Consider the following 23,604-nt stretch of genomic DNA (forward strand, 5'->3'; position numbering starts at 1 on the left):
GGCCACGAGCGCTCCAGTCAAACGGCCGCTCTCGCAGCGTTGCGGATCGTTCGTCCGCTACCGGATGCTCTTGAGTTGGGATCCGGGCAACTGGCCGGCGGCCTGCTCGGATCCGAGCTCGGTTCGCCCGCCCTCGGCATCAACTTTCCGATTGATCCGGACTCGGACCACGTCCTCGGGAAACACGGCCGTTCCCTCATCGGCGGCCAATTCCTGGACCTTGCCATCGACTTTGCGAACAATGGTGTAGGACGTCCGGGCGTTCCGGTCGCTCGACTTCGAGATGTATCCATCCGTATCGGAAAGGAGCGCCTGGGCGGTGGTGATCTTCTCCTTCGTCTCCTGCATCTTCAAGGACACGTCGTGAATCTCGTCGGAGACCTCGTTCTTGAATTTGTTGCGCAGCTCCAGGCTATCCCGGTCGGCCTTGCTCAGCTCCTGCTGAGCGCGGAGGATCGACGTGGAGATGTCGAGCTTTGAGGACTCGAACTGTGCCAATTGTTGTTCCAGTGTTGACTGCCGGGCGTTGACGGTCAGTCCTTTATTCATGAGCGTGTCGACGGCATCCCGCTCGCGCTTCGCCAGGTCGATCTGCCGCTGCTGTGATTGCGAACGTTCATTGAGCGAGGTCACCTCTTGGTTGAGAAGGACCTTGAGCGCCTCGTAAGACTTGAGCTGCGAGCGCATGGACTCCTTGCGCGACTGAAAGATGTTCACCTGCTGCTTGATGAAATCCCGCACGATCGGATTGCTGGCTTGGGCGTTGACCTCCGGCGGGAACGTCACGTCCTTGGCGTCCGACAATTCCGCATTCAGGCGCGCGAGACGCGTCAGATATGAAGACAGGGTCAGCTGAAGGACGTTCAGATCCCCTTCGCTGCTGATCGACTCCCGCTCGGGGCGTTCATCGGATGTCCGGCGAAACCCGCCCGCGACGCCGACCGCCTGAAGGACCGTCAGATTAGGGCGGAAGGGGTAATCGCCGGGGCGTGTGACCGGACCGAGGATGTAGAACGGTCGATACTGAGTGATCTCGATGGCGATCTCCGGCCGCTTGACGGTGCCGATCTTCTTCACGAGGCCATCGGCTATGATGTCCGCGACTTCGCTGGTCGATTTGCCTGCGGCCTTCACGTCGCCGATGAGCGGCAACGACATATAGCCCGAGGAATTGATCGTGTATTCGCCGGATATTGCATCCCACTCGTAGACCTGGGCCTGAGAGGCCCGCCACTCGCTCGCCCGGACGCGGGTCTTGTCGCCCGCACCGAGCCTGTAATCGCCGTCCAATGCGTGGCTGCTCTGAGGCAGCATCACCATCAAGGCGATGAGTAGAGACGAGGCTGCAGCAAAAAAATTCCGGCGCGCGTGCACGTTACGTTTTATACTGCCTTCCATGCAGCCAGTATGTTTATTCATCGTAACAATCCTCGAGCACAGCCGATCCGGGAATTACGCCATTCCTATCCGTCGATCCAGGCGGAATCCCGCCCGAACCGGGTCGGCGGCGCTCGTTCGGATCGCATCTTGATGCCGCAAACCTGCCCAGCACGTTGACCGGGACAGCAACGCTTCGTTTGCCATTCCAAAGCCGTCCGACCGCCAACACGGGTGCTTCGACAATAAAGGTCGGTACCATCGCGCGTTCCGCGATCGGTCGTGGATGCCGGGCCCACGCAACCCCGAAAGATCCTGCAGCGGACGTCCGGATTAAGTCCATAGTGGCGAATAGGTTTGTCCCGTTGGTGATTACCGAGGCCCTACGGGCCCGGTCTGTTGGCCCGGGACGTCGCAGCGGGCCGGCCTCGCTGAACGCGGCACGGGCGCATTGCGTATCGGTTATCCGACGGGACGTGGGTATTGCGCTGCCGGTCATCGATCCGGTGCCTCCCGGGCTGATCGTGCCGCCAATTCCATCCGCTCGACGCGCCGGCATCCTCGAAGAGCCCGAACCGCCGGAATGCGCGATGCGTCTCGACGCGCCGTGAGGATACAGGAAAACGCCTGCCAACGCCTACGTGTGCATCGGCTGAGGCTTAAAGAGACGTGACCGCCGTTGGTTGAACGGCCGCCCTATGCCGAGCCGCATTATCGGCAGCAATCGACGCGCCAGCCAGGGGTGGACCTGCTGCCACCACATATGGGCAGGCCGATCACAGCCGTCGCGTGGATGTGACGCGGCGGCGCTCGATCCAGCCGGCAATCCGGCACCAGAGCGTATTGGGCAGCCAATACAGCTGCACCGCGATTGCACAGGCGGCCAGTAGCAGCAGGAAGAGGTATGCCACGGCGTTCAGAATCGGGCCCGGCGGTTCGTCGGCCTCGGCCTGATCGTACCAAATCGGGTCATCGTACCGACGCGGATCGTTATCGTCCAACACTGGGATCTCTCCATCACGCGCAACGGCGCTGCAGGAGGCATTAGCAAATCATTTACCACGGCCGCTGTCACGACCAACTGATGGATCGGTGCGCGTTCAGCCCCCGCGTTTCCTGTGGGTTGTGTGAATCGGCCTCGCAAACGCCGTCGAGCCGCGCGCTTCCGCTCGATGCCTTCGATGGGAAACCCGAGCCATTCCGCGGTCGACAGTCGCCTTGCGGCGGAGCGACCGAAACGCTAGGGATCGGAACCCCTAACGGGGTGTCGGGGTGTGGCGCAGTCTGGTAGCGCACCTGGTTTGGGACCAGGGGGTCGTAGGTTCGAATCCTATCGCCCCGACCATTCGATCAGGAGCATGTCGCGTCAGATGCCGAGCGCCCGCATCTTCCGTCCGTCCCGGGATGCCACGCAGTCGGGCCTCGCCCGCACCAAGCAGTGGGTGCTGGAGTTCGACCGGACCAGCCCGCGCGAGATCGATCCGCTCATGGGCTGGAACGGATCCTCCGACATGATGCAGCAGGTCCGGCTGGAATTCGACACGGAGGAGGAGGCGGTGGCCTACGCCCAGCGCGAGGGCATCGCCTACCGGGTCGAGCAGCCGGCGAAGCCCGCTTTGCGTAAGGGATTGTCCTACTCGGATAACTTCAAGTTCAACCGCACCGCCCCCTGGACGCACTGACGCGTCAGGATTCTCGCCGCGCCCGCCACGCCGCGTAGGGCGAAGTCCCCGCCGGCCGGATCTGACGGAGCCGCATCGGTTGCGCGTCGAGGGGCTGGCACAGCTCCGCGTAGATCGTAGCACTGCCAGCGCCATGCTTTTCGGCTTCCTCGGCCGAGAAGGCGAAATAGCCCTGCTTGAAGCCCGCCAGGCGCATCGCGGCATGGCACATCGGGCAGGGGCGTCCGCTCGCGTACATGATGCAGTCGGAGAGATCGCGCCGACCCAGGATCCGGCTCGCCTCGCGCAACGCCACCATCTCGGCATGGGCGCTCGGGTCGTTCGTCGCGTGGACGGTGTTGGCCGCGCGCACGAGGACGGCACCGTCGCGCACGATCACGGCCCCGTAGGGCGCGCCTCCGGCGCCCACGTTGTCCGCCGCGAGGGCGACGGCCTCGCCGATATAGGCCTCGTGCGTGGACATCCCCACGATCCTCTCCGCTGATACCGCGCCCGGGACATCGGAGCCGGCCCGATTCTGGCGCTCCAACGCTGCGGATGGCCGGGAGTTCAGAAGGCGTAACGGACCGTGCAGTAGGGCATGGTCTCGGCGAGCAGGCCCTTAAATCGGGCGAGCCACTGGCCCTTCCAGCCGGTCCGGTAGCGCAGATTGGTGCCGCCGCCCTCCGAGACCTTGGCCTCCTGGATGTCCGGCCGCCACAGCAGATCCTCGGCCCGCGGATGCCAGCCCAGATTCACGGCGTGCAGATCCGCGTTGTGGGTCAGCAGGATGATCTCGCATTTCAGCTGCGCCTTCGCGGCGTCCGACAGCGAGCCGTCGATCTCGGCAAAGAGCGCGCGCCAGTCGGCCTCCCAGCCTTCGTACAGGATCACGGGCGAGAAATTGACGTGGACCTCGTAGCCGGCCGCTACGAAGTCATCGATGGCGGCGATCCGCTCCGGGATCGGGGCGGTGCGCACATCGACGATCTTGGCGATGCGCGCGGGCATGAGCGAGAAGCGGATCCGTGTCTTGCCCTGCGGATCGTAGTCCAGGAGGGCGCGGTTGACCGCCTTGGTGGCGAAGGAAGCCTTGGCGTTCGGAAGTCCGCGAAACAGCGTGATCAGGCTACGGACGCCGCCGCTCACGGCGGCATCCACCGAGAGATCGGCGTTCTCCCCGATATCGTAGACCCAGTAGGCCGGGTCGATCGTGTCGGGTTCCCGGAGGGGGCCCTGGCGTCCGGCGTGCCGGCCGATCGCCGCGCAGGCCTGCTCGATATTCACGAACAGCGAGATCGGGTTCGCAAAACCCTTACGGCGCGGCACGTAGCAATAGGCGCAGGCCATGGCGCAGCCGTTGGACGTCGAGGGCGCGATGAAGTGGGCGCTGCGGCCGTTCGGACGCATCGTGAGGCTCTTCTTCACCCCGAGCACCAGGGTCGAGCGCTTGATCCGCACCCAATCCTCCACGGATCCGGCGTTGCCATGCAGCTCCGGGATGTTCCAGTGCGACGGCACCGGGATGAGCTCGGCCTCGGGGAAGCGTGCGAGGATGTCCTGCCCCAGGGGGAAATCCCGCACCGCAGCCTCATGGTAGATGGTCTGGACGTCGAGGAGGTCGCGCGTGAGGGCCATGACGGATCCGAGGCCCGGACGCCGCCCGGGATGCGATGCGGTGTCCGGCGGCACGGCGCACGAACCGACGTCTTCAGCCAGCGAAGATTGGCTCCGTTCGGACGGATCGTCTGTACCGGTGATCCCGCAACGATATCTTACGATTCGATAGGGATGATGGCGCGCTTCTGAATGGACGCGCGATGATCGTTCGGGACCAGGAGAGATTCAATCCGGATTCGCCCGGCCTCGGCGAGATCTTGGATCCCGCGGGTCCGCGTTCGCGCGCCCTCGTCCGACGGGACCAGCTCGAAGCCATGCGCAGCAGTGTCCTCGCTGCGATCCCCGTCAACATGTTGCTCGGGCTGGCGAGCATGCTGGTGGCGTATCGGAGCGGGCACGGCGAGGCCGGGGCCCTCTGGTTCGCGGTCTCGACCTGCGCCAACCTCCTCCGGATCGGCCTGTGCCGCGCCCCCTGCCTCGGCCTGACCCTGACGGCCGAGACGCCGCCGGGCATGGCCGCCGCGGCAGCGCGGTCGGTCGATCGGCATCTGCGTGCCTGCACCGCCGCTGCGTGCCTGTCCGGCCTGGTCTGGTCCAGCCAACCGCTGCTCTGCGAGGGCTACACCTCCGCGCAGACCTTGTTCTATCTCGCCATCACCTGCGGCATCACCGCGGGAGCGGTGACGCATGGGACCGCCTACGCGCGGATCCCGTTGTCCTTCATCCTGCTGCCGCTGCTCTCGGTCTTTATCTGTCTCTGCGCGGCCGGCGACTTCGACCGAAACTGCCTCGCAGCCTGCGTGCTGCTCTACCTCCTGGCCCTGACGCACACCGCGTTCCGGAGCGAGGCCGGTTTCCGTGAGGCCAGCCGGCTCAAGAACGAGGCCACCGCGCTGGCGCGGTCGCGCGCCGAGGCTCACGCGAGCGTGAGCGCCCTGGCCGATGAGATGCGCCGGCGCGCCACCCACGACGACCTCACCGGCCTCCTGAACCGGGCGGGCTTCATCCAGCAGGCGGAGGACCGCCTCCGGGGCAGCACGCTCGGCCTGCTGCTGCTCGACCTCGACGGCTTCAAGTTCATCAACGATGTCTACGGCCACAAGGCCGGGGACCGGGTGCTGGTCGAGGTCGCCCGGCGGATGAGCGCCGCGCTGCCGGAGCTCGGTCTCGCGGCACGGCTCGGCGGCGACGAGTTCGCGGTGCTGTACGATCCCGCCGCCACCGGCGTACCGCAGGAGCAGCTCGCGGCGCGTCTCATCGCGGCGGTGGGGCAGCCGTTCGACGGTTTCGACGCGGGCCGTCTCGGGGTCAGCATCGGCGTTTATTCGGGCCCGGAGCCGAGCCTGACGGACATGCTGAGTTGCGCCGACGAGGCGCTGTACGCCGCGAAGGCGGCGGGCCGGAACCACTTCCGGATGTTCGACGCGAGCCTGCGCGATCGCCTGCAGATGCGCCGCGATTTGGAGCGCGACCTCTCGACGGCCCTCGCGGAAGCCACCCCCGAGGTTTGGTTTCAGCCGATCTACGCCATGGACGCGACGACGCTGGTGGGGTTGGAGGCGTTGGTGCGCTGGCAGCATGCGCGCCTCGGCTGGATTTCCCCCCCGGATCTGGTCGCCACGGCGGCCACCGCCGGCCTCACCGAGTCGCTCCTTCGCTACATCCTCGAGCGGGTTTGCGCGATGATGCTGGTCCTGCGCAACCGGGGATTCAGTGGCGTCCGCGTCGCGATGAACGTCTCGCCCCGGGAGATGGCGCAGGTGCCGGTGGACGAGATCGTGATCGAGCGTCTGCAGAGCCTCGATCTGCCGCCCGCCATGCTGGAGATCGAGATCACCGAAGAGACCGCCCTCGATATCGGCGCCGTCCAGGGCAAGCTGCAGGCGCTGTCACGCGCGGGTATCCGGGTCGCCCTCGACGATTTCGGCATCGGATACTCGTCGCTCTCGTCCCTGCGCCAGCTTCGGGCGGACCGGATCAAGATCGACCGGAGCTTCGTCACCGGCCTCGGCACCTGCGACGACAAGCACGGCCTGGTCCTCGCGGTCCTCGGCCTCGGCCGCCTGCTCGGGCTCGAGGTCGTGGCCGAGGGTGTGGAATCCGACGAGGATCTGCGCATCCTCCAGACGATGGGGTGCCCGTTCCTCCAGGGCTACCACCTCGGCCGTCCGATGCCGGTGCCGGTCCTGGAGGCCACGCTGCTCGTGACCTGCACCGAGGCGGCCTGATCGAAGCCTGGTGACACGGTTGTGACCGCTCCGGCTCGAACCCGGCGCGGCGCGTGCATTTGTCGGTCCGCATGGCCGCACCTGGGGCGATGGGCCTGGCTCGGCCTGCCGGGGCAGCTGCCGGTAGGCGCGGCACGGTCCGCCGTCCCGACCGCCGGCCGCATGATCACCGGGCGTCCGGGCGAATTCGCATCGTGAATATCGAATTGCGGCAATGACCCTTGGAAAACTCGCATTTTCCGCGCTCGGTCTTTCCATTGGGTTATTGCTTAACCTAAGCCGTGCGGCATGGTGGCCGCTCAAATGATCATGGACATTGCCATGCGCGCAGCGCGGAAGCGCCACGCCCTCTGCTGGATCGTCGCCGTTGGGACCGCCTGGACGGTCCCCGCTCGGGCCGAGATGCGCATCGAGGCGGCCAAGATCACGGGCGGCGACCTCTGGATCGTCGGGTATGCCGATGATCCGGACAGCGAGATCACGCTCGACGGCCAGTTCCCCCAGCGGACGGACAGCCGCGGCTATTTCGAGTTCCACGTCGTCTATCATCCGGCCACCTGCATCGCGACCGTGCAGACGCCGAAGCAGTCGCGCAGCGTCGTGGTCGCGGGCTGCGGGCAGCAGGGTCCGCAGGCCCCCGGCCTCGTCGGGCCTGCCGGGCCGCAGGGTCCCCGGGGAGAGACCGGCCCGCGGGGGGAGGTCGGTCCCGTCGGTGAGCGCGGTGAGATGGGACTGCCCGGTCCCCCAGGTCCAGCGGGCGTGGCGGGCGCTGCCGGATCCCCCGGGCCGCAGGGCAATCCTGGGCCGGCTGGTCCCGTCGGCGAGGCCGGGCCCGCCGGAGAGACCGGGCCGTCGGGCCCGGCGGGCGCGCCCGGTCCGCGGGGCGCGCAGGGACCCGCGGGTCCTCCCGGGCCTCCCGGTGCAGCCGGAAAGGCAGCACTCGCGGCTCCACAGAGGGCAACGCCGGCGCCCAGACGCACGGCGACCAAGCCGCGGCCCGAGCGGGACGAGACGCTTCCGGATCAGACGCCCGAGGTGGAGCCCGGTGGCGGCGTGACGTCCGAGGACCGCTACTGAGCCATCGCCGGCCGCGTTGAACCCGCGCCCGGCGGCGGGACCGCGTGCGACGGGACGCCGGGATCGCGTTCAGACTCGGTAGTAGTCCCGGTACCAGCGGACGAAACGCTCCACGCCGACCTCGATGGGGGTGCTGGGCGCGTATCCGGTCGCCTCGGTGAGGGCATCGACATCCGCGTAGGTCGCAGGCACGTCGCCGGGCTGGAGCGGCAGGAATTCCTTGCGCGCAGTGCGGCCCAGACAGGTCTCCAGGACTTCGATCAGGCGCAGGAGCGGCACGGGCCGATGGCTGCCGATGTTGTAGATCCGATAGGGGGCGCCGCTGGTCCCGGGGTCGGGCGCATTCGAGTCCCAGGCCGGGTTGCCCTCGGCCGGCGTCTCGGCGAGGCGGACGATGCCTTCGACGACGTCGTCGATGTAGGTGAAGTCGCGCTGCATCTGCCCGTGGGCGAAGACCCGGATCGGCTCGCCCGCCAGGATCGCCCGCGTGAACAGGAACAGCGCCATGTCCGGCCGGCCCCACGGGCCGTAGACCGTGAAGAAGCGCAGGCCGCTGCACGGGATGCTGTAGAGATGGCTGTAGCTGTGGGCGAAGAGTTCGTTCGCCTTCTTGGTCGCCGCATAGAGGCTGACCGGATGATCGACGTTCTGGCGGACTGAGAACGGCATCTGCGTCACTGCACCGTAGACCGAGCTCGACGAGGCGTAGAGAAGGTGCCCCACACGGTTGTGGCGGCATCCTTCCAGCACGTGGAGGAAGCCCTCGATGTTGCTCCTGACGTAGACGTGCGGGTTGTCGAGCGAGTGGCGCACGCCCGCCTGGGCGGCGAGATGGATGACCGTATCGAACGCCGTGCCCTGGAAGATCGCCTCCGTGGCCGCACGGTCGGCGAGATCGACCTTGCGGAACGTGAACCGCTCGTAGGGGGCGAGTTCGCGCAGGCGGCTCTCCTTCAGGGAGACCGCATAATAGTCGTTGATGTTGTCGATCCCGAGGACGCTGTACCCCGCGTCCAGGCAGCGCCGGGCGACATGATAGCCGATGAACCCGGCCACCCCGGTCACCAGGACGCTCTTCATGTCGTGCTCCGGGGCTGCGTCAGGCCGGCACAGAGTTCGGCTGGCGCAACCTCATATAGCGGCCGCGGTCCGCACCTTCCAGGAATGCGGTTCGGGGCCGGCGCCGCTTCGACCGCTGATCCGACTCCGCCCCGTCCGGCATCGGCTGCCCGGGCGGCGCTGCGCGTTCAGCCCACAAGCCGCAACGCGTCCCCCGTCGCGATGGCTCCGCCGGCGATCACCTCGGCGTAGACACCGAGGTCGCGGTGGCCCAGGCGGGCGTCCAGGGTCCAGGGGATGTCGCAATCGCGCATGCCGCTGGCCGGATCGACGTTGGTCGCCGCGCAGCGCACCGTGCGCTTGGTGATCTTGAGCCGCAGGCCGCTCGGCGCCTCGATCACCTGCCCGACCATCTCCAGCTCGGCGAAGGGTGCGAGGCCCTCCACCAGCAGATTGCCGCGGAAGCGCAGCGGATCGACCGGCGTGCCGAGGTAATCCTCCACCGCCGCCACGCTCGCCTGATTGATCAGCGACACGTAGCCGGTGGGTGAATCCGTGAAGCGGTATTGCGGCGGGGCAGCGAGCACTTTCGGCTCGCCCCGCAGGCTCTCGGGAACGAACTGCCGCATCAGCTCCGCCAGCCCGCTTCGCCCCGCCTCGGTGTCGAGGCGGAAGGCTTGCGGATCGCCGCAGCCCTCGACGGTGAGCGTCGCCGTGGCGTCATCGTAGCGGGTGCGCAGACGGGCGAGCGCCTCGTCGCGCATCAGCATCAGGTATTTGGTCTTCGGCTGGTGCCGAGGAGCCACCGCGTCGAAGCCCGATGGGCCATTCTCGATGGCGTAGAGCCGGTCACCGGGGAAGAATCCGCTGGTCTCCAGCTCCGCCCGTTCGAGTGGTTCGGGGCTCAATCCCTTCACCGGATAGCGGTAGAGGGCGCTGACGTGAATCAAAGCGGTCATGCGTGGAGCGTGGCCCCGAATTGTCCGGTCACGCAAGCCCCCCATCGCCCCTTGTGGTGCCCAATTGCAACACCACATCCGTGCTACCGGCGGCCATCGATGGCGCCGGGGTCCTCGTGCGGCAGCGTGCCGGAGGGCGACGTTTCGGTGGCGCCGCGCCTCTCATCGGGCGGTGGATGCCGGTACGGGAGGAGTGTGCATGAATTTCGAGAAATACACCGAGCGCGCCCGCGGCTTCGTGCAGGCGGCTCAGAACCTCGCGATGCGCGAGGGCCATCCCCAGCTGCAGCCGGGCCACCTGCTCAAGGTGCTGCTCGACGATCCGGAGGGCCTGTGCGCCGGCCTGATCGACCGTGCCGGCGGCCAGTCGCGCGTGGCCCTGGCCCAGACCGAGCAGTGGCTCGCCAAGCAGCCGAAGGTCTCCGGCAACGCGTCCGCTCCGCAGGCGACGCGGGAGCTGATGCGCCTGTTCGACACCGCCGAGAAGGCCGCCGAGAAGGCGGGCGATTCCTACGTGACGGTCGAGCGCCTGCTCCTCGCCCTGGCGGTGGAGAAGGAGTCCGAGGCCGGCCGCGCGCTCCAGGCGGCGGGCGTCACCCCCGCCTCCCTGAACGCGGCGATCAACGCGCTGCGCAAGGGGCGAACCGCCGACAATGCCTCGGCCGAGAACGCCTACGACGCGCTCAAGAAATACGCCCGCGACCTCACCGAGGCCGCCCGGGAGGGCAAGCTCGACCCGGTGATCGGCCGCGACGAGGAGATCCGGCGGACCATCCAGGTTCTGTCCCGGCGTACCAAGAACAACCCGGTCCTGATCGGCGAGCCCGGCGTCGGCAAGACCGCCATCGTCGAGGGGCTGGCCCTGCGCATCGTCAACGGCGACGTGCCGGAGAGCCTGCGCGACAAGAGCCTGCTCGCCCTCGACATGGGTGCGCTGATCGCCGGCGCGAAGTATCGCGGCGAGTTCGAGGAGCGGCTGAAGGGCGTGCTCTCCGAGGTCACCGCGGCCGAGGGCGGCATCATCCTGTTCATCGACGAGATGCACACCCTGGTCGGCGCCGGGAAGGCGGACGGGGCCATGGACGCCTCGAACCTGCTGAAGCCCGCGCTCGCCCGCGGCGAATTGCACTGCGTCGGCGCGACCACGCTCGACGAGTACCGCAAGCACGTCGAGAAGGACGCGGCCCTGGCCCGGCGCTTCCAGCCGGTCTTCGTGTCGGAGCCGACCGTGGAGGACACGGTCTCGATCCTGCGCGGCCTGAAGGAGAAGTACGAGCAGCACCACGGCGTGCGCATCCAGGATTCGGCCCTGGTGGCGGCGGCGACGCTGTCGAACCGTTACATTACCGACCGGTTCCTGCCCGACAAGGCCATCGACCTGATGGACGAGGCCGGCTCGCGGCTGCGCATGCAGGTCGATTCGAAGCCGGAGGAACTCGACAACGTCGACCGGGAGATCGTCCGGCTGAAGATCGAGGCCGAGGCGCTCAAGAAGGAGACCGATTCCGCCTCCCGGGACCGTCTGGTCCGGCTGGAGAAGGAACTCGGCGACCTGGAGGAGCGCTCGGCGGCGATCACCGCCCGCTGGAAGGCCGAGAAGGACAAGCTCGGCACGGCGGCCGGCCTCAAGAAGAAGCTCGACGAGGCGCGCAACGAGCTGGCTGCGGCGCAGCGTCAGGGCCAGTACCAGCGCGCGGGCGAGCTGGCCTACGGGGTGATCCCGGGGCTGGAGAAGCAGCTCGCCGAGATCGAGGCCCGGTCCGATGCCAAGTCGGAGAACGGCCGCGACGCGATGATGGAGGAGGCGGTCACCCCCGCCCACATCGCCGGGGTCGTCTCCCGCTGGACCGGCGTGCCGGTGGACAAGATGCTGGAGGGCGAGCGCGACAAGCTGCTGGCCATGGAGGATGCGCTCGCCAAGCGCGTCGTCGGCCAGCGCGAGGCGGTGGAGGCGGTCTCCACCGCGGTCCGCCGTGCCCGCGCCGGGTTGCAGGATCCGAACCGGCCGATCGGCTCGTTCATGTTCCTCGGCCCCACGGGCGTCGGCAAGACTGAGCTGACCAAGGCGCTCGCCGGCTTCCTGTTCGACGACGACACGGCGCTCGTGCGCATCGACATGTCCGAGTACATGGAGAAGCACGCGGTCGCCCGTCTCATCGGCGCGCCTCCGGGCTATGTCGGCTACGAGGAGGGCGGCGCTCTCACCGAAGCCGTCCGGCGCCGGCCCTATCAGGTGGTGCTGTTCGACGAGGTCGAGAAGGCGCATCCGGACGTGTTCAACGTCCTGCTGCAGGTTCTCGACGACGGGCGGCTCACGGACGGGCAGGGGCGGACGGTGGATTTCCGCAACACGCTGCTGATCATGACCTCGAATCTCGGGGCCGAGTATCTGGTGAACCAGCCCGCGGGCGAGGACACCGACGCGGTCCGCGACGAGGTGATGGGCGTGGTCCGGGGGCACTTCCGGCCGGAATTCCTGAACCGGGTCGACGAGATCATCCTGTTCCACCGCCTCGCGCGGTCGGAGATGGGGGCGATCGTGGAGATCCAGCTCGGGCGCCTGCAGAAGCTGCTGGACGATCGCAAGATCACCCTCACGGTCGACGAGGAGGCCAAGACCTGGCTCGCCGACAAGGGCTACGACCCGGCCTACGGGGCGCGGCCGCTGAAGCGGGTGATCCAGAAGACCGTCCAGGATCCGCTGGCCGAACTCGTCCTCTCGGGCAAGGTCCACGATGGCGAGACCGTACCGGTGACCGTCGGCCCGATGGGCCTGATGATCGGCGACGTCACGGTCGGCGCCGAGCGCCGGCCGGTTCATGCCACGCTGAACTGATCGGTCTGGACAACGGGGGGCGGCTCGCCCGGTGGTAGGCCGCTCCCCCCGTTCCGATCACGGCTGGAACTGGAACAGCAGACCGTACCGATGGTCCCGATGCGCTGCGCGTTCGCTGGCCTGAAGGTGACGCGATGCCCGATCTCGGCGGGGATGGACCGAGAGGAGCCGGATCACCACTCCGGTGTCTGGGCGTGCTCGCGACGTCAGGGGTGTGACGATCGCGTCTCGGCCCGGCGGATCGCCCCCGCGAGATCGGCGGCCTGCGCCCGGTCCCGGCAGACCAGCCAGAGATCGTCGTGGCCGGACAAATCGGCGTCGAACAGATCGATCAAGGCCGCGGGCGGGGCGGCGAGATCCGGCCAGTGGAACAGGCCGAAGCCCAGCGCCTCGAACAGCGGCAGGATCGGCGCCAGGTCCCACAGCATGCTGTTTACGACGGTCGCGTCGAGCCGCCCGGTGGCCAGGAGCGCGGCGTCCGAGATCGACCCGCCCTCGCTCCAGGGGAACCAGCCCCGCCCGTAATCCAGGGTGAAGCGCTTTGCAGCCACAGCGAGCCAGCCGACATGGCCGGTCCGGCGCGCGGGCCGCTCCAGCACGCGCAGCGCCTCGGTCGGGCGCCCGCCCCGGGTCGGAGCCCAGAGGGCGCGCCCGTCGCAGGCCGCCAGCAGGAGGCCGCGCGCCGCCTCCGCGGGTTCAATGCAAGCCGGGCCGGCGCGGTCCTCGTTCCAGACGGGCAGGCTCAGCACGCAGGCCCTGGGCCAGCCGGCGCGGCACGCCGCCACCATCACCCCCCAGCCCGAGAGGCCGCCCGCGAAGGGCCGCGTCCCGTCGATCGGATCGCCCACGAAGGTCCAGGCGTCCCGGGCGAGCATCGCCGCCGCGGCCCCGTGGCCCAGATCGTCGGCGGTCTCCACCTCGATCAGGTCGGGGCCGAACCGCGCGTGCAGCAGCCGGCTCACAGCGAGGTCCGCCTCGGTGAGGGCCTGGCTGAGATCCGGGCCCTTGTTGGTCATCTGGAGCCCGGCCGCGCGCATGCGCAGCGCGAGCGGGGCCGCTTCCTCGGCGAAGGCCAGCATCCGGGCGAGGACATCCTGCGCGGAGGCGTCGGGTGGGCCGCTCATGCGGTGAACAATCCGGGGCTGCGAAGCATCAGCGCCTGGACGAGCACCAGCGTCTTGAGGTCGGGCAGCCGGCCCGAACGCGCGGCCTCGGCCAGGGCCGCCAGGGGCACTTCGACGGGCAGAACCTGCTCGCCCTCCGCGTGAAGCCCGCCGCCGGACGCGACCCTGTCGGCCTGTCCGTAGGGGGCGAGATAGAGCCAGAGGCGCTCCGAGGACACGCTCGGCATGCTGTAGGCATGCGCCACGCGCTCCAACTGCTGGAGGCGCACGCCGGCCTCCTCCATCGCCTCCCGGATCGCCGTCGCCTCCGGTTCGCCCCCGTCGAGGCCCCCCGCCGGCGCCTCGTCGAGGTCGGGGGGCTCACCCCAGAAGGCCGGCCCGACCCGGGCCTGCCGGACCAGCAGCGCCACGCGCCGCTCGGGATCGTAGGGCAGGACGCAGGCCGCCTGGCCGTGATCCTCCAGCGCCCGCGGCACGGTGCTGCCGTCGGGCAAGGTCAGCGTGGCGATCCCGAAGGTGTTCCACCCCCGGTGGAGCACCTTCAGGGGCAGCGCGGCCGGCGTCTCGCTCATCGGGGCGGATCAGCGCTTGGTGGTGGCGGCCGTCTGGCCGAACATCACCTTCTTGGCGTCCTCGCTCATGGTCTTTCCGAAATCCGGATTGACCTCGGGGGCGCGGGCATAGGCCGCCTTCGTGGCGGGCCGCTCGGCGATGGCCGCGAACCAGCGCTTCAGGTTCGGATGATCGTCGAGATTCTGCCCCTGCTTCTCCCACGGCACGATCCAGGGATAGCAGGCCATGTCGGCGATGGAGTAATCCGCCCCGGCCACGTAGGCGCGGTCGGCCAGGCGCCGGTCGAGGACGCCGTAGAGCCGGTTGGTCTCGTTGACGTAGCGCTTGATCGCGTAGTCGATCTTCTCGGGGGCGTATTGCGAGAAGTGGTGGTTCTGCCCGAGCATCGGGCCGAGGCCGCCCATCTGCCAGAACAGCCACTGCAGCACCTCGGCCCGGCCGCGCAGGTCGCCCGGGATGAAACGCCCGGTCTTCTCGGCGAGGTAGAGCAGGATCGCGCCCGATTCGAACAGCGGGACCGGAGCGCCGCCCCCCGTAGGCTCGTCGTCGACGATCGCCGGCATGCGATTGTTGGGGGCGATCTTCAGAAAATCCGGGTTGAATTGCTCACCCTTGCCAATATTGATTGGCTGGATTTGGTAGGCGAGATCCGCCTCTTCGAGGAAAATCGTGATCTTGTGGCCGTTCGGCGTCGGCCAGTAGTACAGATCGATCATCGGCTCGTGTCCCACTTTGCCCCCGGCGAACCGGAAGTGGGCCTGCGCGGTGCTCCGGTCAAGCATCGGGGCGGCGGCGGGGCCGCTGTCCGCCGCCGCCAGCGCGGCCGCGCCGCGCGCAATCGTCAGAGCCGCGACACGTAGGCCGCCAGATCCTTGATGTCGGCCTCGCTCAGCTCCTGCGCGACCTCGTTCATCGCGGGATCGTAGCCGGGCCGGGCATTGCTCTTGTAGCCGGTCAGCGCCTTGGCGAGGTACTCCTCCCGCTGCGCCCGGATCCGTGGGATCGACTCCCGCCCGGCGAGGTCGGCGCCGTGGCAGGAGGTGCATTGGTGCTTGGCAACGAGCGCCTGAGCCCGTTCGGTCAGGGCCGGATCGGCGGGCGCGCCGGTCCGGGTCGGGGGCGGCAGGGTCGCCACCGCGTCGGCATAGGCGCGCAGGTCGTCGTCGGAGAACTCGGCGGCGACGTCGTTCATCGGCGGTGCCTCGCGCTGCTTCTCCCGGAACTGGAAGAGCTGCGTGACGACGTAATCCGGCAGCTGGCCGCCCAGCGACGGTATCCCCTCGGTCTCGGACGTGCCCGCCCCGTGGCAGGCGACGCACGGCGCGAGAAGCTCGTGTGTCGCCGCCTCCGGGGCGGCTCCGGCCGCACCCGCCAGCAGCGTGCCGAGGGCCGAGACCAGCCCCAGCGCCGCGCGCCGTCTCCGCATCGGCCGCATCAGTGGCCGTAGCTGACGCGGTAGATCGCGCCGTTGTAATCGTCCGAGACGAGCAGCGAGCCGTCCTTCGCGACGAGCACGTCGACCGGGCGGCCGACATACTTGTTGTCCTGAAGGAAGCCGGTCAGGAACGGCTCGACCGCGGCGACCTTGCCGTCCGCACCCGGCTTGGCCACCACGACGGCGCCGCCGAGCTTGGTGGTGCGGTTCCACGACCCGTGCTGGGCGATGAAGATCGCGTCGTGATAGGCCTCCGGGAACATCGTGCCGGTGTAGAACCGCATCCCGAGCGAGGCCGTATGCGGTCCGAGCAGGCCCACCGGCGGGGTGAACTCCGCGCAGGAATGGCCCCAGCCGTATTCCGGATCGGTGAAGGTGCCCTGGTGGCAGAACGGGAAGCCGAAATGCTGCTTGCCCGGCTCGGTGAGCACGTTCAGCTCGTCGTTCGGGATGTCCTCCGAGACCCAGTCGCGGCCGTTATCGGTGAACCAGAGCTGCTTGGTCTTCGGGTTCCAGTCGAAGCCGACGGTGTTGCGCACGCCGCGGGCGATGACCTCGGCGTTCTTCCCATCGAGGTCGATGCGCCGGATCTGGGCGTGGGTGTCCGGTGGCATCAGGATGTTGCCCGGCGAGCCGACCGGCACGTAGAGCTTGTTGTCCGGGCCGATGGCGATGAACTTCCAGCCATGGGCCTCGTCCTTGGGCAGGTCGTCGTAGACGAGGGCCGGCTTCTCCGGGCTGTCGAGGTGCTTCTCGATATCGTCGTAGCGCCAGATCTTGGACAGTTCGGCGACGTAGAGGGCGCCGTCGTGGAAGGCGACGCCGTTCGGCCGGTGCAGCCCCGACGCGATGGTCTTGATCTCGCGCTTCCCGTCCGCGCCCGCCTGCGGCAGCACTGCGTAGACCTTGCCGACCGTGCGGGTGCCGACGAACAGGGTCCCGTCCGGCGCCTGGGTCATCTCCCGGGCGTTGGCGATGCCGCTGGCATAGACCTCGATCTTGAAACCGTCCGGCACCTTGAGCTTGTCCAGCGGCAGCTTGGCCACCGGGGTCGCGAGCGGCGGACCCGCGACCGGCGCGAGCTTCGCGGCCGCGCCGTTTTCCGGGCGACCATAGAGCGCGTCTCCGCGCTCGACCTTCAGGCTCGCCGGCGGGGCGGCGGTGGCGGGCGTCTCCTGGGCATGGGCGGCGTGCGGGCCCACGGCGCCCAGACCCAGGCAGGTGAGGGCGGCGGCGAGGCCCCGGCCCAGGAACGGCTTGGAGGTCGGCGTCATGGTGTCTCCCGGGGCAGCCGGCATCTCGGCCGGTCGGTTTTCGCTGCACTCATTATTCAGCATTCCGGCGCAAGACGCGACTCGCCGGACGAAATCCGATGCGACAGCGTCCTGCGGCCGTAACCGGTTGGCGGATTACGGCTGCGGCGCAGCCGTGCGGGCGCGCTGCACGAACCGGTCGCCATCCTCCCGCAGCAGCAGGCGGTCGGCCACCAGACCATCGACGGCCTGCGCGATCGCCTCCGCGTAGGTGGAGGGGTTCGGATAGCGCTCGGCCAGGGCGGGCCGCGGATCGCCCGTGGCCTCGCGCTCGGCCCGCGTCGCCGCGAAGGGCAGCAGGCTGCCCTCGCGGTCGCACAACTCGCCCGCCGGGAACGGCTCGGCATAGAGGTTCCAGCCGGTATGGGTGCCGTGGGGCACGGCCACGTCGGGCAGGCGGATGCCGGCGACGTCCTGCCCGTCCGCATCGACCTTCGGCACCAGCGGCCGGTATTGCGGTCCCGACTCTGGGTGCGGATCGACATAGGTCGCGAAGCGGGCGATGCCGTTGACGGCCGTCGCGATGGCGAGACCCGGGACATAGGGGAAACCGGTGGCGGCCGGCTCGACCAGGGTCCCGTCCGACAGGCGCGGGACCCGGCTCGGCGGCGGCGCCCGGCCGTCGCGGACCCAGTCCTCCAGATCGACCAGCAGGGCGCGCAGGGCCGGACCGGGATTGAGCGTGTTCCGCGGGTTGGCGCAGGGGCCCCTGTCGGAGACGAGGTCGGAGCGGCCGTAATGGAAGCCCCCCGCGATCAGGTAGGCACGGGCCGTGTCCGGCAGGTCGAGGTCGACCCGGCCGAGGGGATCGGTGGTCAGCAGCGAGGCGCCCTTTTGCCAGTACTCGGTCCCGGTGTTGACCTCCATCCACAGCGGGTCGAACCCGTCGTCGCGCAGGAGCGCGCCGTTCCGGCCGGTGACCGGGTCGTGCAGGGTGGCGGCCGAGAACGGGAAGGCGTTCTCCGGGTAGAGATGGTCCTCGTGTTGGGTGTTGGTGCGCGAAGGCTGGGCGAAGCGGGCGTTCAGGAACACGCCGCCGATCCCGGAGATGTGGGCCAACACCCCGTCGAACACACGGGCGCCGGCCTCGTCCCGGTTGAAGCCGTCATGGACGAAGTCGCGCAGGAACCGGCCGCTCTGCGAGATGCCCAGGGCCACGGCACGTTGCACGCCCCCGCCGGCCGGATTGTCTGCGGAGCCCCCGCGCAGGAAGGCGACCACGTCCCGGGTGGCGGCGAAACCGAGACCCAGCACCTTGGGGCCGACGGCCTCGTAGGTGAACTGGTAGAGCGAGCCGGGCTGCGGCTTCGTGCCTGCGGGCAGCAGCCTGAGCTGGCGCGGCCCCGCGAACGCCCAGGCCGCCCGCGGCACCGGCAGGGGCGCGTCGGCCTCGCGGCGGCGGACGGTCAGCGTGGCCCCGGGCTGATCGGTCCCGGCGGCCTCGAACGTGAGGTAGAACGGCGCCTCCGTGGGCCCGCGCGTCCCGCTGACGAGCTCGTCCCGCACGGTCCCGGTGATCGGCTTGCCGTCCCGAAGGGCCACCGGCACGTCGATCGCCATGCCGCCGTTCTGGCGCAGGGCGTCCGCCTCCCAGCCGGACCAGACGATCGTGTCGCCGCGGTTGAGCACCAGGGCGGTGCCCGCGTCCCGCGCCGTGCGCGGGTCGTTGACCGCCTGTCCGGCCTGCGCAGGCGCGTCGAGCACCCAGTTGAACAGGAACTTCCGGCCGCGGTTCAGCACCTCGTAGAGAAGCGTGCCGCTGCCGCGTGCCGGATCCTTCGGGCGCAGGATGAACAGGTCCGTTCGGTACGCCACGAGGCCACGGGCGTTGCGGGGCGCCAACGCGATATCTGCGATGCCGGCATTGGCCGGGTCCGCCGGGTCGATCTCGCCGCGGGCGAATCCGATCACCCGCTCGTAGGGGCCGGCCTGGCCGAAGCCCGCGCCGTCCGCGAAGGGTTCGACCGCGGTGATGTCGATGCCGACGATCCGGGCGGAGGCCGGCGCCACGGCCGGGGGCAGAAGACCCAGCGCGACGGCGCAGGCACACAGGCGCACGGAGCGGACGCGCATCGCAGGACCTCCCGAATTGTCCCCTGCGCGTCGGCCGTCCGGCCGCGGCAGATGTCTTGGTTGCGTCTGAGCGCTGCATGTCGACAGCATCCCTGAGACCGGTATTTCACGTCTGCGTCGAGGAGAGAACCGGGACGACCCGGGTGCGGCCCCGGATTCGTTCCGCGCGCTCACCTTGCGTTTTGGCGAACGATCTCCGAAAACGCCCCCCGTCCGGGAAGCTTAGGCTTGGCCGGGGTGCCGGCCGTCCGCCGGAGCCCGGCCGACGCAGCGTTCCGATCCGGTTCGGGGACACGCATCGATGATCGATTACGCGCAGGCGCGGCGGATGATGGTCGACTGCCAGTTGCGGACCTTCGACGTGAACGACAATTCGGTGCTCGACGCGTTCGACACCGTGGCGCGCGAGACCTTCGTGCCCAAGGGGCGCGAGCCCTTCGCCTATATCGACCAGACTCTGCAGATCGGCGGGGCGGGCGCCGAGGCCCGCTGCATGCCGGCGCCGATGGTGCTCGCCCGGATGATCCAGGCCCTGCGCATCCGCCCGGGCGTCGCCGCCCTCGACGTCGCCAGCGGCTACGGCTACGCGGCGGCCATCATGGCGCAGCTCGGCGCGAAGGTCACGGCGCTCGAATCGGTTCCGGACCTCGCCGCGGCGGCGCGCGCCCAGCTGGGCAGTGCCGCCGAGGTGATCGAGGGTCCGATCGAATCGGGCGCGCCGAAGCAGGCGCCCTTCGACGCGATCCTGATCAACGGCCGCGTCGAGGTCCGGCCGCAGGCGCTGCTGGAACAGCTTAAGGACGACGGCCGGCTGGTCTGCGTGATGGGACCGCACCGGAACGCGAAGGTGACGGTGTTCGTCCGCGCCGGCGACGCCTTCGGGGGGCGCCCGCTGTTCGATGCGTCGCTGCCCGGCCTCGACGCCTTCGCGGCGGAAGCCGGGTTCGCGTTCTAGCGCGCCCGAGGCGGGTTCAGCCCAGCCGGTAGTCCGCCATGCGGGCGCGCCGGGCGCTCCGGCGGTAGGCCATCACGGAATCCGGCCAGAGGGTCGCATTGCGCCCCTGCGCGTCGAGATACCAGCTGCGGCAGCCGCCGGCCTGCCAGATGCTGTCGGCGAGCCGCGCGCGGATCCGATCGAGGAAGCGGGCCTGCGCCTCCGGGCGGACCTCGACGGCCCGGGTCCCGCGGCGCAGGGCCCCGAGGCAGTCGAGCACGTGCTGGACCTGAACCTCGATCATCGCCACGACCGAGTTGTGGCCGAGGCCCGTATTGGGCCCGAGCAGCATGAAGTAGTTGGGGAACCCGGCGACCGTGATTCCCTGGTAGGCCCCCATGCCCCCGGCCCAGGCGTCCGCCAGGCGCAGGCCGTCGCGGCCGACGAGGTTCATCCGCGTGAAGGTCGCGGTGACGTCGAAGCCGGTGGCGTAGACGATCGCGTCGAGGTCGTGAGTCCGGCCGTCCTGCGTGGTCACCCCGCCCGGCGTGATCCGCGCGATGCTTCCGGTCTCCAGGGTGACGTTCGGGCGCTGGAGCGCCGGGTAGTACGTGTCGGAGATCAGCACGCGCTTGCAGCCGAGCCGGTAGTTCGGCGTGAGGCGGCGCCGCAACTCCGGATCCGGGACCGCCTTGGCGAGGTGCCGCCGCGCCAGGGCCTCGGCCTGACCGGTGAGCTTCGAGACCTTGGTGAAGCCCAGGAGCGCGCGCACCTCGTGCAGCCAGAATAGCCGGGCCCGTTCGAGCCGCCGGGCGAGGGGCAGGCGCCGGTACCGGGCCTTGATGCGCTCCGCGATGGCGTGGTCGTTCTTGGGCATGATCCAGGGCGGCGTGCGCTGGAAGAGGGTCAGCTGGGCGGCGACCTCGGCGAGTTCCGGCACGACCTGGATCGCGCTCGCCCCCGTGCCGATCACGCCGACGCGCTTGCCGGCGAGGCTTACGGCATGGTCCCAAACTGCCGTGTGGAAGGCCGGCCCGACGAAGGCGTCGCGGCCGGGGATGTCCGGATAGGCCGGATGGTGCAGGCCGCCCATCCCGGAGACGATCGCCCGCGCGGTGATCGGGCCGCGATCGGTCTCCACGTGCCAGAGGGCGCACGCCTCGTCCCAGGTCGCGCCCTGAAAGGCGGTGCCGAGCTGGATCAGCGGCATCAGCCCGTGGCGCTCCGCCGTCTCCCGGAGATAGGCCAGGATCTCCGCCTGCGGCGCATACATCCGGCTCCAATCCGCCTTCGGGGCGAAGGACAGGGAGTAGAGATGCGAGGGCACATCGCAGGCCGCCCCCGGATAGGTGTTGTCGTGCCACGTGCCGCCGATTCCGTCGCCCTTCTCGATCACCCGGAATGGCTCGATCCCCGCCTGCCGGCACCGGATCGCCATCGCGAGCCCGGAGAAGCCGGCCCCGACGATGAGCACCGCCAGGGGTTCGGAGCGCGCGGCGGCGTCTGAAGCTTCAATCATCGCGCGGGGCTCCCGGGGGTGGCCTGGGGGGCGTGCGCCTTCAGGAAGGCGGCGGCCTCGTCGAGGGAGGCGCGGGCCTCCGGCAGCATGTTGGCCGCGAACTGCCAGGCGTGGGACACGACGGGGAAGACCTTCAGCTCCGCCGCGACGCCGGCCGCCCGGGCTCGCTCCGCCATGCGGACGGAATCGTCGCGCAGCACCTCGCGGTCGCCCACGTGGAACAGGAGCGGCGGGAAGCCGGTGGGATCGCCGAGGAGCGGCGAGATCCGCGGGTCGGCCGGATCGGCGCGGCCGAGATACATCTGCCGGATCGTGGCGAGCGCCTTCGGGTCGAACATGGCGTCGCGCCACGCATTCGTCACCCGCGAACCGTCCTCCGAGACGAAGTCGGTGGCCGGGGAGAACAGGGCGGCGGCCCAGGGCATCGGCAGGTTCCGGGCGCGGGCCTCGCCCATCAGCACCAGGGCGAGATTGCCGCCGGCCGATTCACCCGCCACGCAGGCCGCTCCTTCGGCGCTGAACGCCGCCCAGACGGCCATGACGTCCTCGACCGCGGCCGGGAACGGGTGCTCCGGCGCGAGGCGGTAATCCGGGACGAAGATCGTGAAGCCGCGGCTCGCCAGGGCGCCCGTCACGGGCCGGTGCGTGCGCGGCGAGCAGGCGATGAAGCCGCCGCCGTGGATGTAGAGCATCCGGCGCCCGGGACCGGTCTTCGGCCGGACCCACTCGCCGCGCACGCCGCCGACGCTGCCCGTCTCGTAGGTCACGCCCTTGGGATCCGGGAAGGCCTGGGCCTCGAAGATGCGGCGGAAGTCGGCGGCGTCCCGGGCCCGGGCGAGGGGACCGCGGACCCGGCTGCGGATCATGTAGGCGCCGATATAGGCGCGCAGGCTCGCCATCTCAGAGCGTCCCCCCGGACAGTCGCACGATCGTCTTCCAGTAGCCCACCGGCATCAGCCGCTGGATCAGAGCCGCGTTCCGGGCATCCTTGCCGATCACGATCCGCGGCGCCCGGGTCTCGATCCCGCGGATGATCGCGGCCGCCGCCGTCGCGGGGTCGAGGGTCAGGAGTTTGCCGAAGGCCGCGCGGGCCTCCTCGTCCTCCACCGCCGCGCGCTTGGCCGCCTCGGGGTCGGTGGGCGGGCGCCGGCCGCGGGCGTTGCGCGAGATGGCGGTGGCAACGCCCCCCGGGTGAACCACGGTCACCCCGAGCCCGCTGCCGGCATATTCATGCCGCAGGGCCTCGGAGAAGCCGCGGACGGCGAACTTGCTGGTGCAGTAGGCGACCTGACCCGGCGGCGCGATCAGGCCGAACAGGCTCGACAGGTTGACGACCTGCGCCGCCGGCCGGGCGCGCAGCATCGGCAGGAAAGCGTGGCACATCCGCACGACCGCGCGCAGGTTGATGTCCATGAGCCACTCGAAATCCTCGAGATGCGTCTCGTCGAACCGGCCCCCGAGGGCGACGCCGGCATTGTTGATCAGGAGGTCGAGATGTCCGAACCGCGCCACGGCCCAGTCCGGCAGCGCGCGGATCGCCTCCGCGTCCGCGAGATCGACGACCCGGGTCTCCACCGCGGTCCCGCGGTCGTGGATCCGGCCGGCGATGTCCTCGAGCCCGACCGGATCGCGGTCCACCAGCAGGAGGCTGCATCCCTTGGCGGCGAGCCCGGTCGCCAGGGCGGCCCCGATGCCGCTCGCGGCACCGGTGACGAGGGCGACGGCACCGGCGAGTCGAAATGTCTGAGCCAAACGTCGCCTCCCGCCGCGCCGCTTCGTCCGCGCTTCCCTTCAGGGATAGCCCTCGCCTCCACGA

At 69.5% G+C, this 23,604-nt stretch carries 21 protein-coding genes and 1 tRNA gene; 7 read left to right on the forward strand and 15 right to left on the reverse strand.

Translation table 11 applies throughout. The features are described from left to right. Positions 1–57: 57 nt before the first annotated feature. Positions 58–1,419 carry a polysaccharide biosynthesis/export family protein gene (locus tag AC3IF3_RS16420; RefSeq protein ID WP_489229547.1) on the reverse strand — a complete coding sequence of 454 codons (1,362 nt, stop codon included), beginning with the start codon at positions 1,417–1,419 and terminating at the stop codon, positions 58–60. A 434-nt stretch (positions 1,420–1,853) separates the two neighbouring features. Between AC3IF3_RS16420 and AC3IF3_RS16425 the strand changes: the two genes are divergently transcribed. Then, positions 1,854–1,988, forward strand: a complete 135-nt coding sequence (locus AC3IF3_RS16425) for a hypothetical protein (protein ID WP_279598222.1) — start codon at positions 1,854–1,856, stop codon at positions 1,986–1,988. Between the two features lie 165 nt (positions 1,989–2,153). On the opposite strand, the gene AC3IF3_RS16430 is transcribed toward AC3IF3_RS16425, so the two are convergent. Further along, positions 2,154–2,378: a hypothetical protein gene (locus AC3IF3_RS16430; RefSeq protein WP_489229548.1), complete on the reverse strand. Its 225-nt coding sequence runs from the start codon at positions 2,376–2,378 to the stop codon at positions 2,154–2,156. A 267-nt stretch (positions 2,379–2,645) separates the two neighbouring features. Here AC3IF3_RS16430 and AC3IF3_RS16435 point away from each other — a divergent pair. Together AC3IF3_RS16435 and AC3IF3_RS16440 are read left to right on the forward strand one after the other, a co-directional pair. After that, a tRNA-Pro gene (locus AC3IF3_RS16435) sits at positions 2,646–2,722 on the forward strand. Between the two features lie 13 nt (positions 2,723–2,735). Continuing rightward, positions 2,736–3,059 carry an ETC complex I subunit gene (locus tag AC3IF3_RS16440; RefSeq protein WP_243966971.1) on the forward strand — a complete coding sequence of 108 codons (324 nt, stop codon included), beginning with the start codon at positions 2,736–2,738 and terminating at the stop codon, positions 3,057–3,059. Between the two features lie 4 nt (positions 3,060–3,063). Here the strand turns inward: AC3IF3_RS16440 and AC3IF3_RS16445 are convergent, their stop codons facing one another. Together AC3IF3_RS16445 and AC3IF3_RS16450 are read right to left on the reverse strand one after the other, a co-directional pair. Next, a complete protein-coding gene (locus AC3IF3_RS16445; RefSeq protein ID WP_489229549.1) occupies positions 3,064–3,522 on the reverse strand; it encodes a nucleoside deaminase in 459 nt (152 codons plus the stop codon). An 86-nt stretch (positions 3,523–3,608) separates the two neighbouring features. After that, complete coding sequence (locus AC3IF3_RS16450) at positions 3,609–4,676, reverse strand: spore photoproduct lyase family protein (protein WP_489229550.1); 1,068 nt, start codon at positions 4,674–4,676, stop codon at positions 3,609–3,611. A gap of 296 nt (positions 4,677–4,972) precedes the next feature. On the opposite strand from AC3IF3_RS16450, the gene AC3IF3_RS16455 reads away from it, so the two are divergent. Together AC3IF3_RS16455 and AC3IF3_RS16460 are read left to right on the forward strand one after the other, a co-directional pair. After that, positions 4,973–6,886 (forward strand): putative bifunctional diguanylate cyclase/phosphodiesterase, encoded by a 1,914-nt coding sequence (locus tag AC3IF3_RS16455; protein ID WP_489229551.1) that lies wholly within the window; start codon positions 4,973–4,975, stop codon positions 6,884–6,886. Between the two features lie 321 nt (positions 6,887–7,207). Next, positions 7,208–7,963 (forward strand): collagen-like protein, encoded by a 756-nt coding sequence (locus tag AC3IF3_RS16460; RefSeq protein WP_489229552.1) that lies wholly within the window; start codon positions 7,208–7,210, stop codon positions 7,961–7,963. Between the two features lie 69 nt (positions 7,964–8,032). Here the strand turns inward: AC3IF3_RS16460 and AC3IF3_RS16465 are convergent, their stop codons facing one another. Together AC3IF3_RS16465 and AC3IF3_RS16470 are read right to left on the reverse strand one after the other, a co-directional pair. After that, positions 8,033–9,043, reverse strand: coding sequence for an NAD-dependent epimerase (locus AC3IF3_RS16465; protein ID WP_489229553.1), 1,011 nt, complete (start codon positions 9,041–9,043; stop codon positions 8,033–8,035). Between the two features lie 167 nt (positions 9,044–9,210). Next, a complete protein-coding gene (locus tag AC3IF3_RS16470; RefSeq protein ID WP_489229554.1) occupies positions 9,211–9,981 on the reverse strand; it encodes an MOSC domain-containing protein in 771 nt (256 codons plus the stop codon). Positions 9,982–10,180: 199 nt separating this feature from the next. On the opposite strand from AC3IF3_RS16470, the gene clpB reads away from it, so the two are divergent. Next, positions 10,181–12,817, forward strand: a complete 2,637-nt coding sequence (gene clpB, locus AC3IF3_RS16475; protein WP_243966979.1) for an ATP-dependent chaperone ClpB — start codon at positions 10,181–10,183, stop codon at positions 12,815–12,817. A 206-nt stretch (positions 12,818–13,023) separates the two neighbouring features. Here clpB and AC3IF3_RS16480 read toward each other — a convergent pair whose 3' ends face one another. The 6 genes from AC3IF3_RS16480 to AC3IF3_RS16505 all read right to left on the reverse strand — a co-directional run bounded on the left by AC3IF3_RS16480 (position 13,024) and on the right by AC3IF3_RS16505 (position 19,335). Then, positions 13,024–13,941 carry an inositol monophosphatase family protein gene (locus AC3IF3_RS16480; RefSeq protein ID WP_489229555.1) on the reverse strand — a complete coding sequence of 306 codons (918 nt, stop codon included), beginning with the start codon at positions 13,939–13,941 and terminating at the stop codon, positions 13,024–13,026. Next, complete coding sequence (locus AC3IF3_RS16485; RefSeq protein ID WP_243966981.1) at positions 13,938–14,513, reverse strand: NUDIX domain-containing protein; 576 nt, start codon at positions 14,511–14,513, stop codon at positions 13,938–13,940. The genes AC3IF3_RS16480 and AC3IF3_RS16485 overlap by 4 nt, the downstream gene beginning before the upstream one ends. 9 nt (positions 14,514–14,522) lie before the next feature. Further along, positions 14,523–15,230 carry a glutathione binding-like protein gene (locus AC3IF3_RS16490; protein WP_243966983.1) on the reverse strand — a complete coding sequence of 236 codons (708 nt, stop codon included), beginning with the start codon at positions 15,228–15,230 and terminating at the stop codon, positions 14,523–14,525. A 125-nt stretch (positions 15,231–15,355) separates the two neighbouring features. Beyond that, positions 15,356–15,940, reverse strand: a complete 585-nt coding sequence (locus AC3IF3_RS16495; RefSeq protein WP_243966984.1) for a c-type cytochrome — start codon at positions 15,938–15,940, stop codon at positions 15,356–15,358. 8 nt (positions 15,941–15,948) lie between these two features. Beyond that, the gene (locus AC3IF3_RS16500; RefSeq protein WP_489229556.1) at positions 15,949–17,223 is read right to left on the reverse strand and encodes a PQQ-dependent sugar dehydrogenase; all 1,275 of its coding nucleotides are present in this window, start codon (positions 17,221–17,223) and stop codon (positions 15,949–15,951) included. 135 nt (positions 17,224–17,358) lie between these two features. Then, entirely contained in the window at positions 17,359–19,335 is a 1,977-nt protein-coding gene (locus AC3IF3_RS16505; protein ID WP_243966986.1) for an alpha/beta hydrolase domain-containing protein, read from the reverse strand. Positions 19,336–19,636: 301 nt separating this feature from the next. Between AC3IF3_RS16505 and AC3IF3_RS16510 the strand changes: the two genes are divergently transcribed. Next, positions 19,637–20,290, forward strand: a complete 654-nt coding sequence (locus tag AC3IF3_RS16510) for a protein-L-isoaspartate O-methyltransferase family protein (RefSeq protein ID WP_243966987.1) — start codon at positions 19,637–19,639, stop codon at positions 20,288–20,290. A 16-nt stretch (positions 20,291–20,306) separates the two neighbouring features. Here AC3IF3_RS16510 and AC3IF3_RS16515 read toward each other — a convergent pair whose 3' ends face one another. Genes AC3IF3_RS16515 through AC3IF3_RS16525 form a run of 3 tightly spaced genes read right to left on the reverse strand, consistent with a single transcriptional unit; the run spans position 20,307 to position 23,540 of the window. Next, entirely contained in the window at positions 20,307–21,788 is a 1,482-nt protein-coding gene (locus AC3IF3_RS16515) for a flavin-containing monooxygenase (protein WP_489229557.1), read from the reverse strand. Continuing rightward, complete coding sequence (locus AC3IF3_RS16520; protein WP_489229558.1) at positions 21,785–22,687, reverse strand: alpha/beta hydrolase; 903 nt, start codon at positions 22,685–22,687, stop codon at positions 21,785–21,787. Before AC3IF3_RS16520 ends, AC3IF3_RS16515 begins: the two co-directional genes overlap by 4 nt. A 1-nt stretch (position 22,688) precedes the next feature. Beyond that, positions 22,689–23,540, reverse strand: a complete 852-nt coding sequence (locus tag AC3IF3_RS16525) for an SDR family NAD(P)-dependent oxidoreductase (RefSeq protein WP_489229559.1) — start codon at positions 23,538–23,540, stop codon at positions 22,689–22,691. Positions 23,541–23,604: the final 64 nt, after the last annotated feature.

The organism is Methylobacterium sp. J-118, from assembly GCF_057836565.1.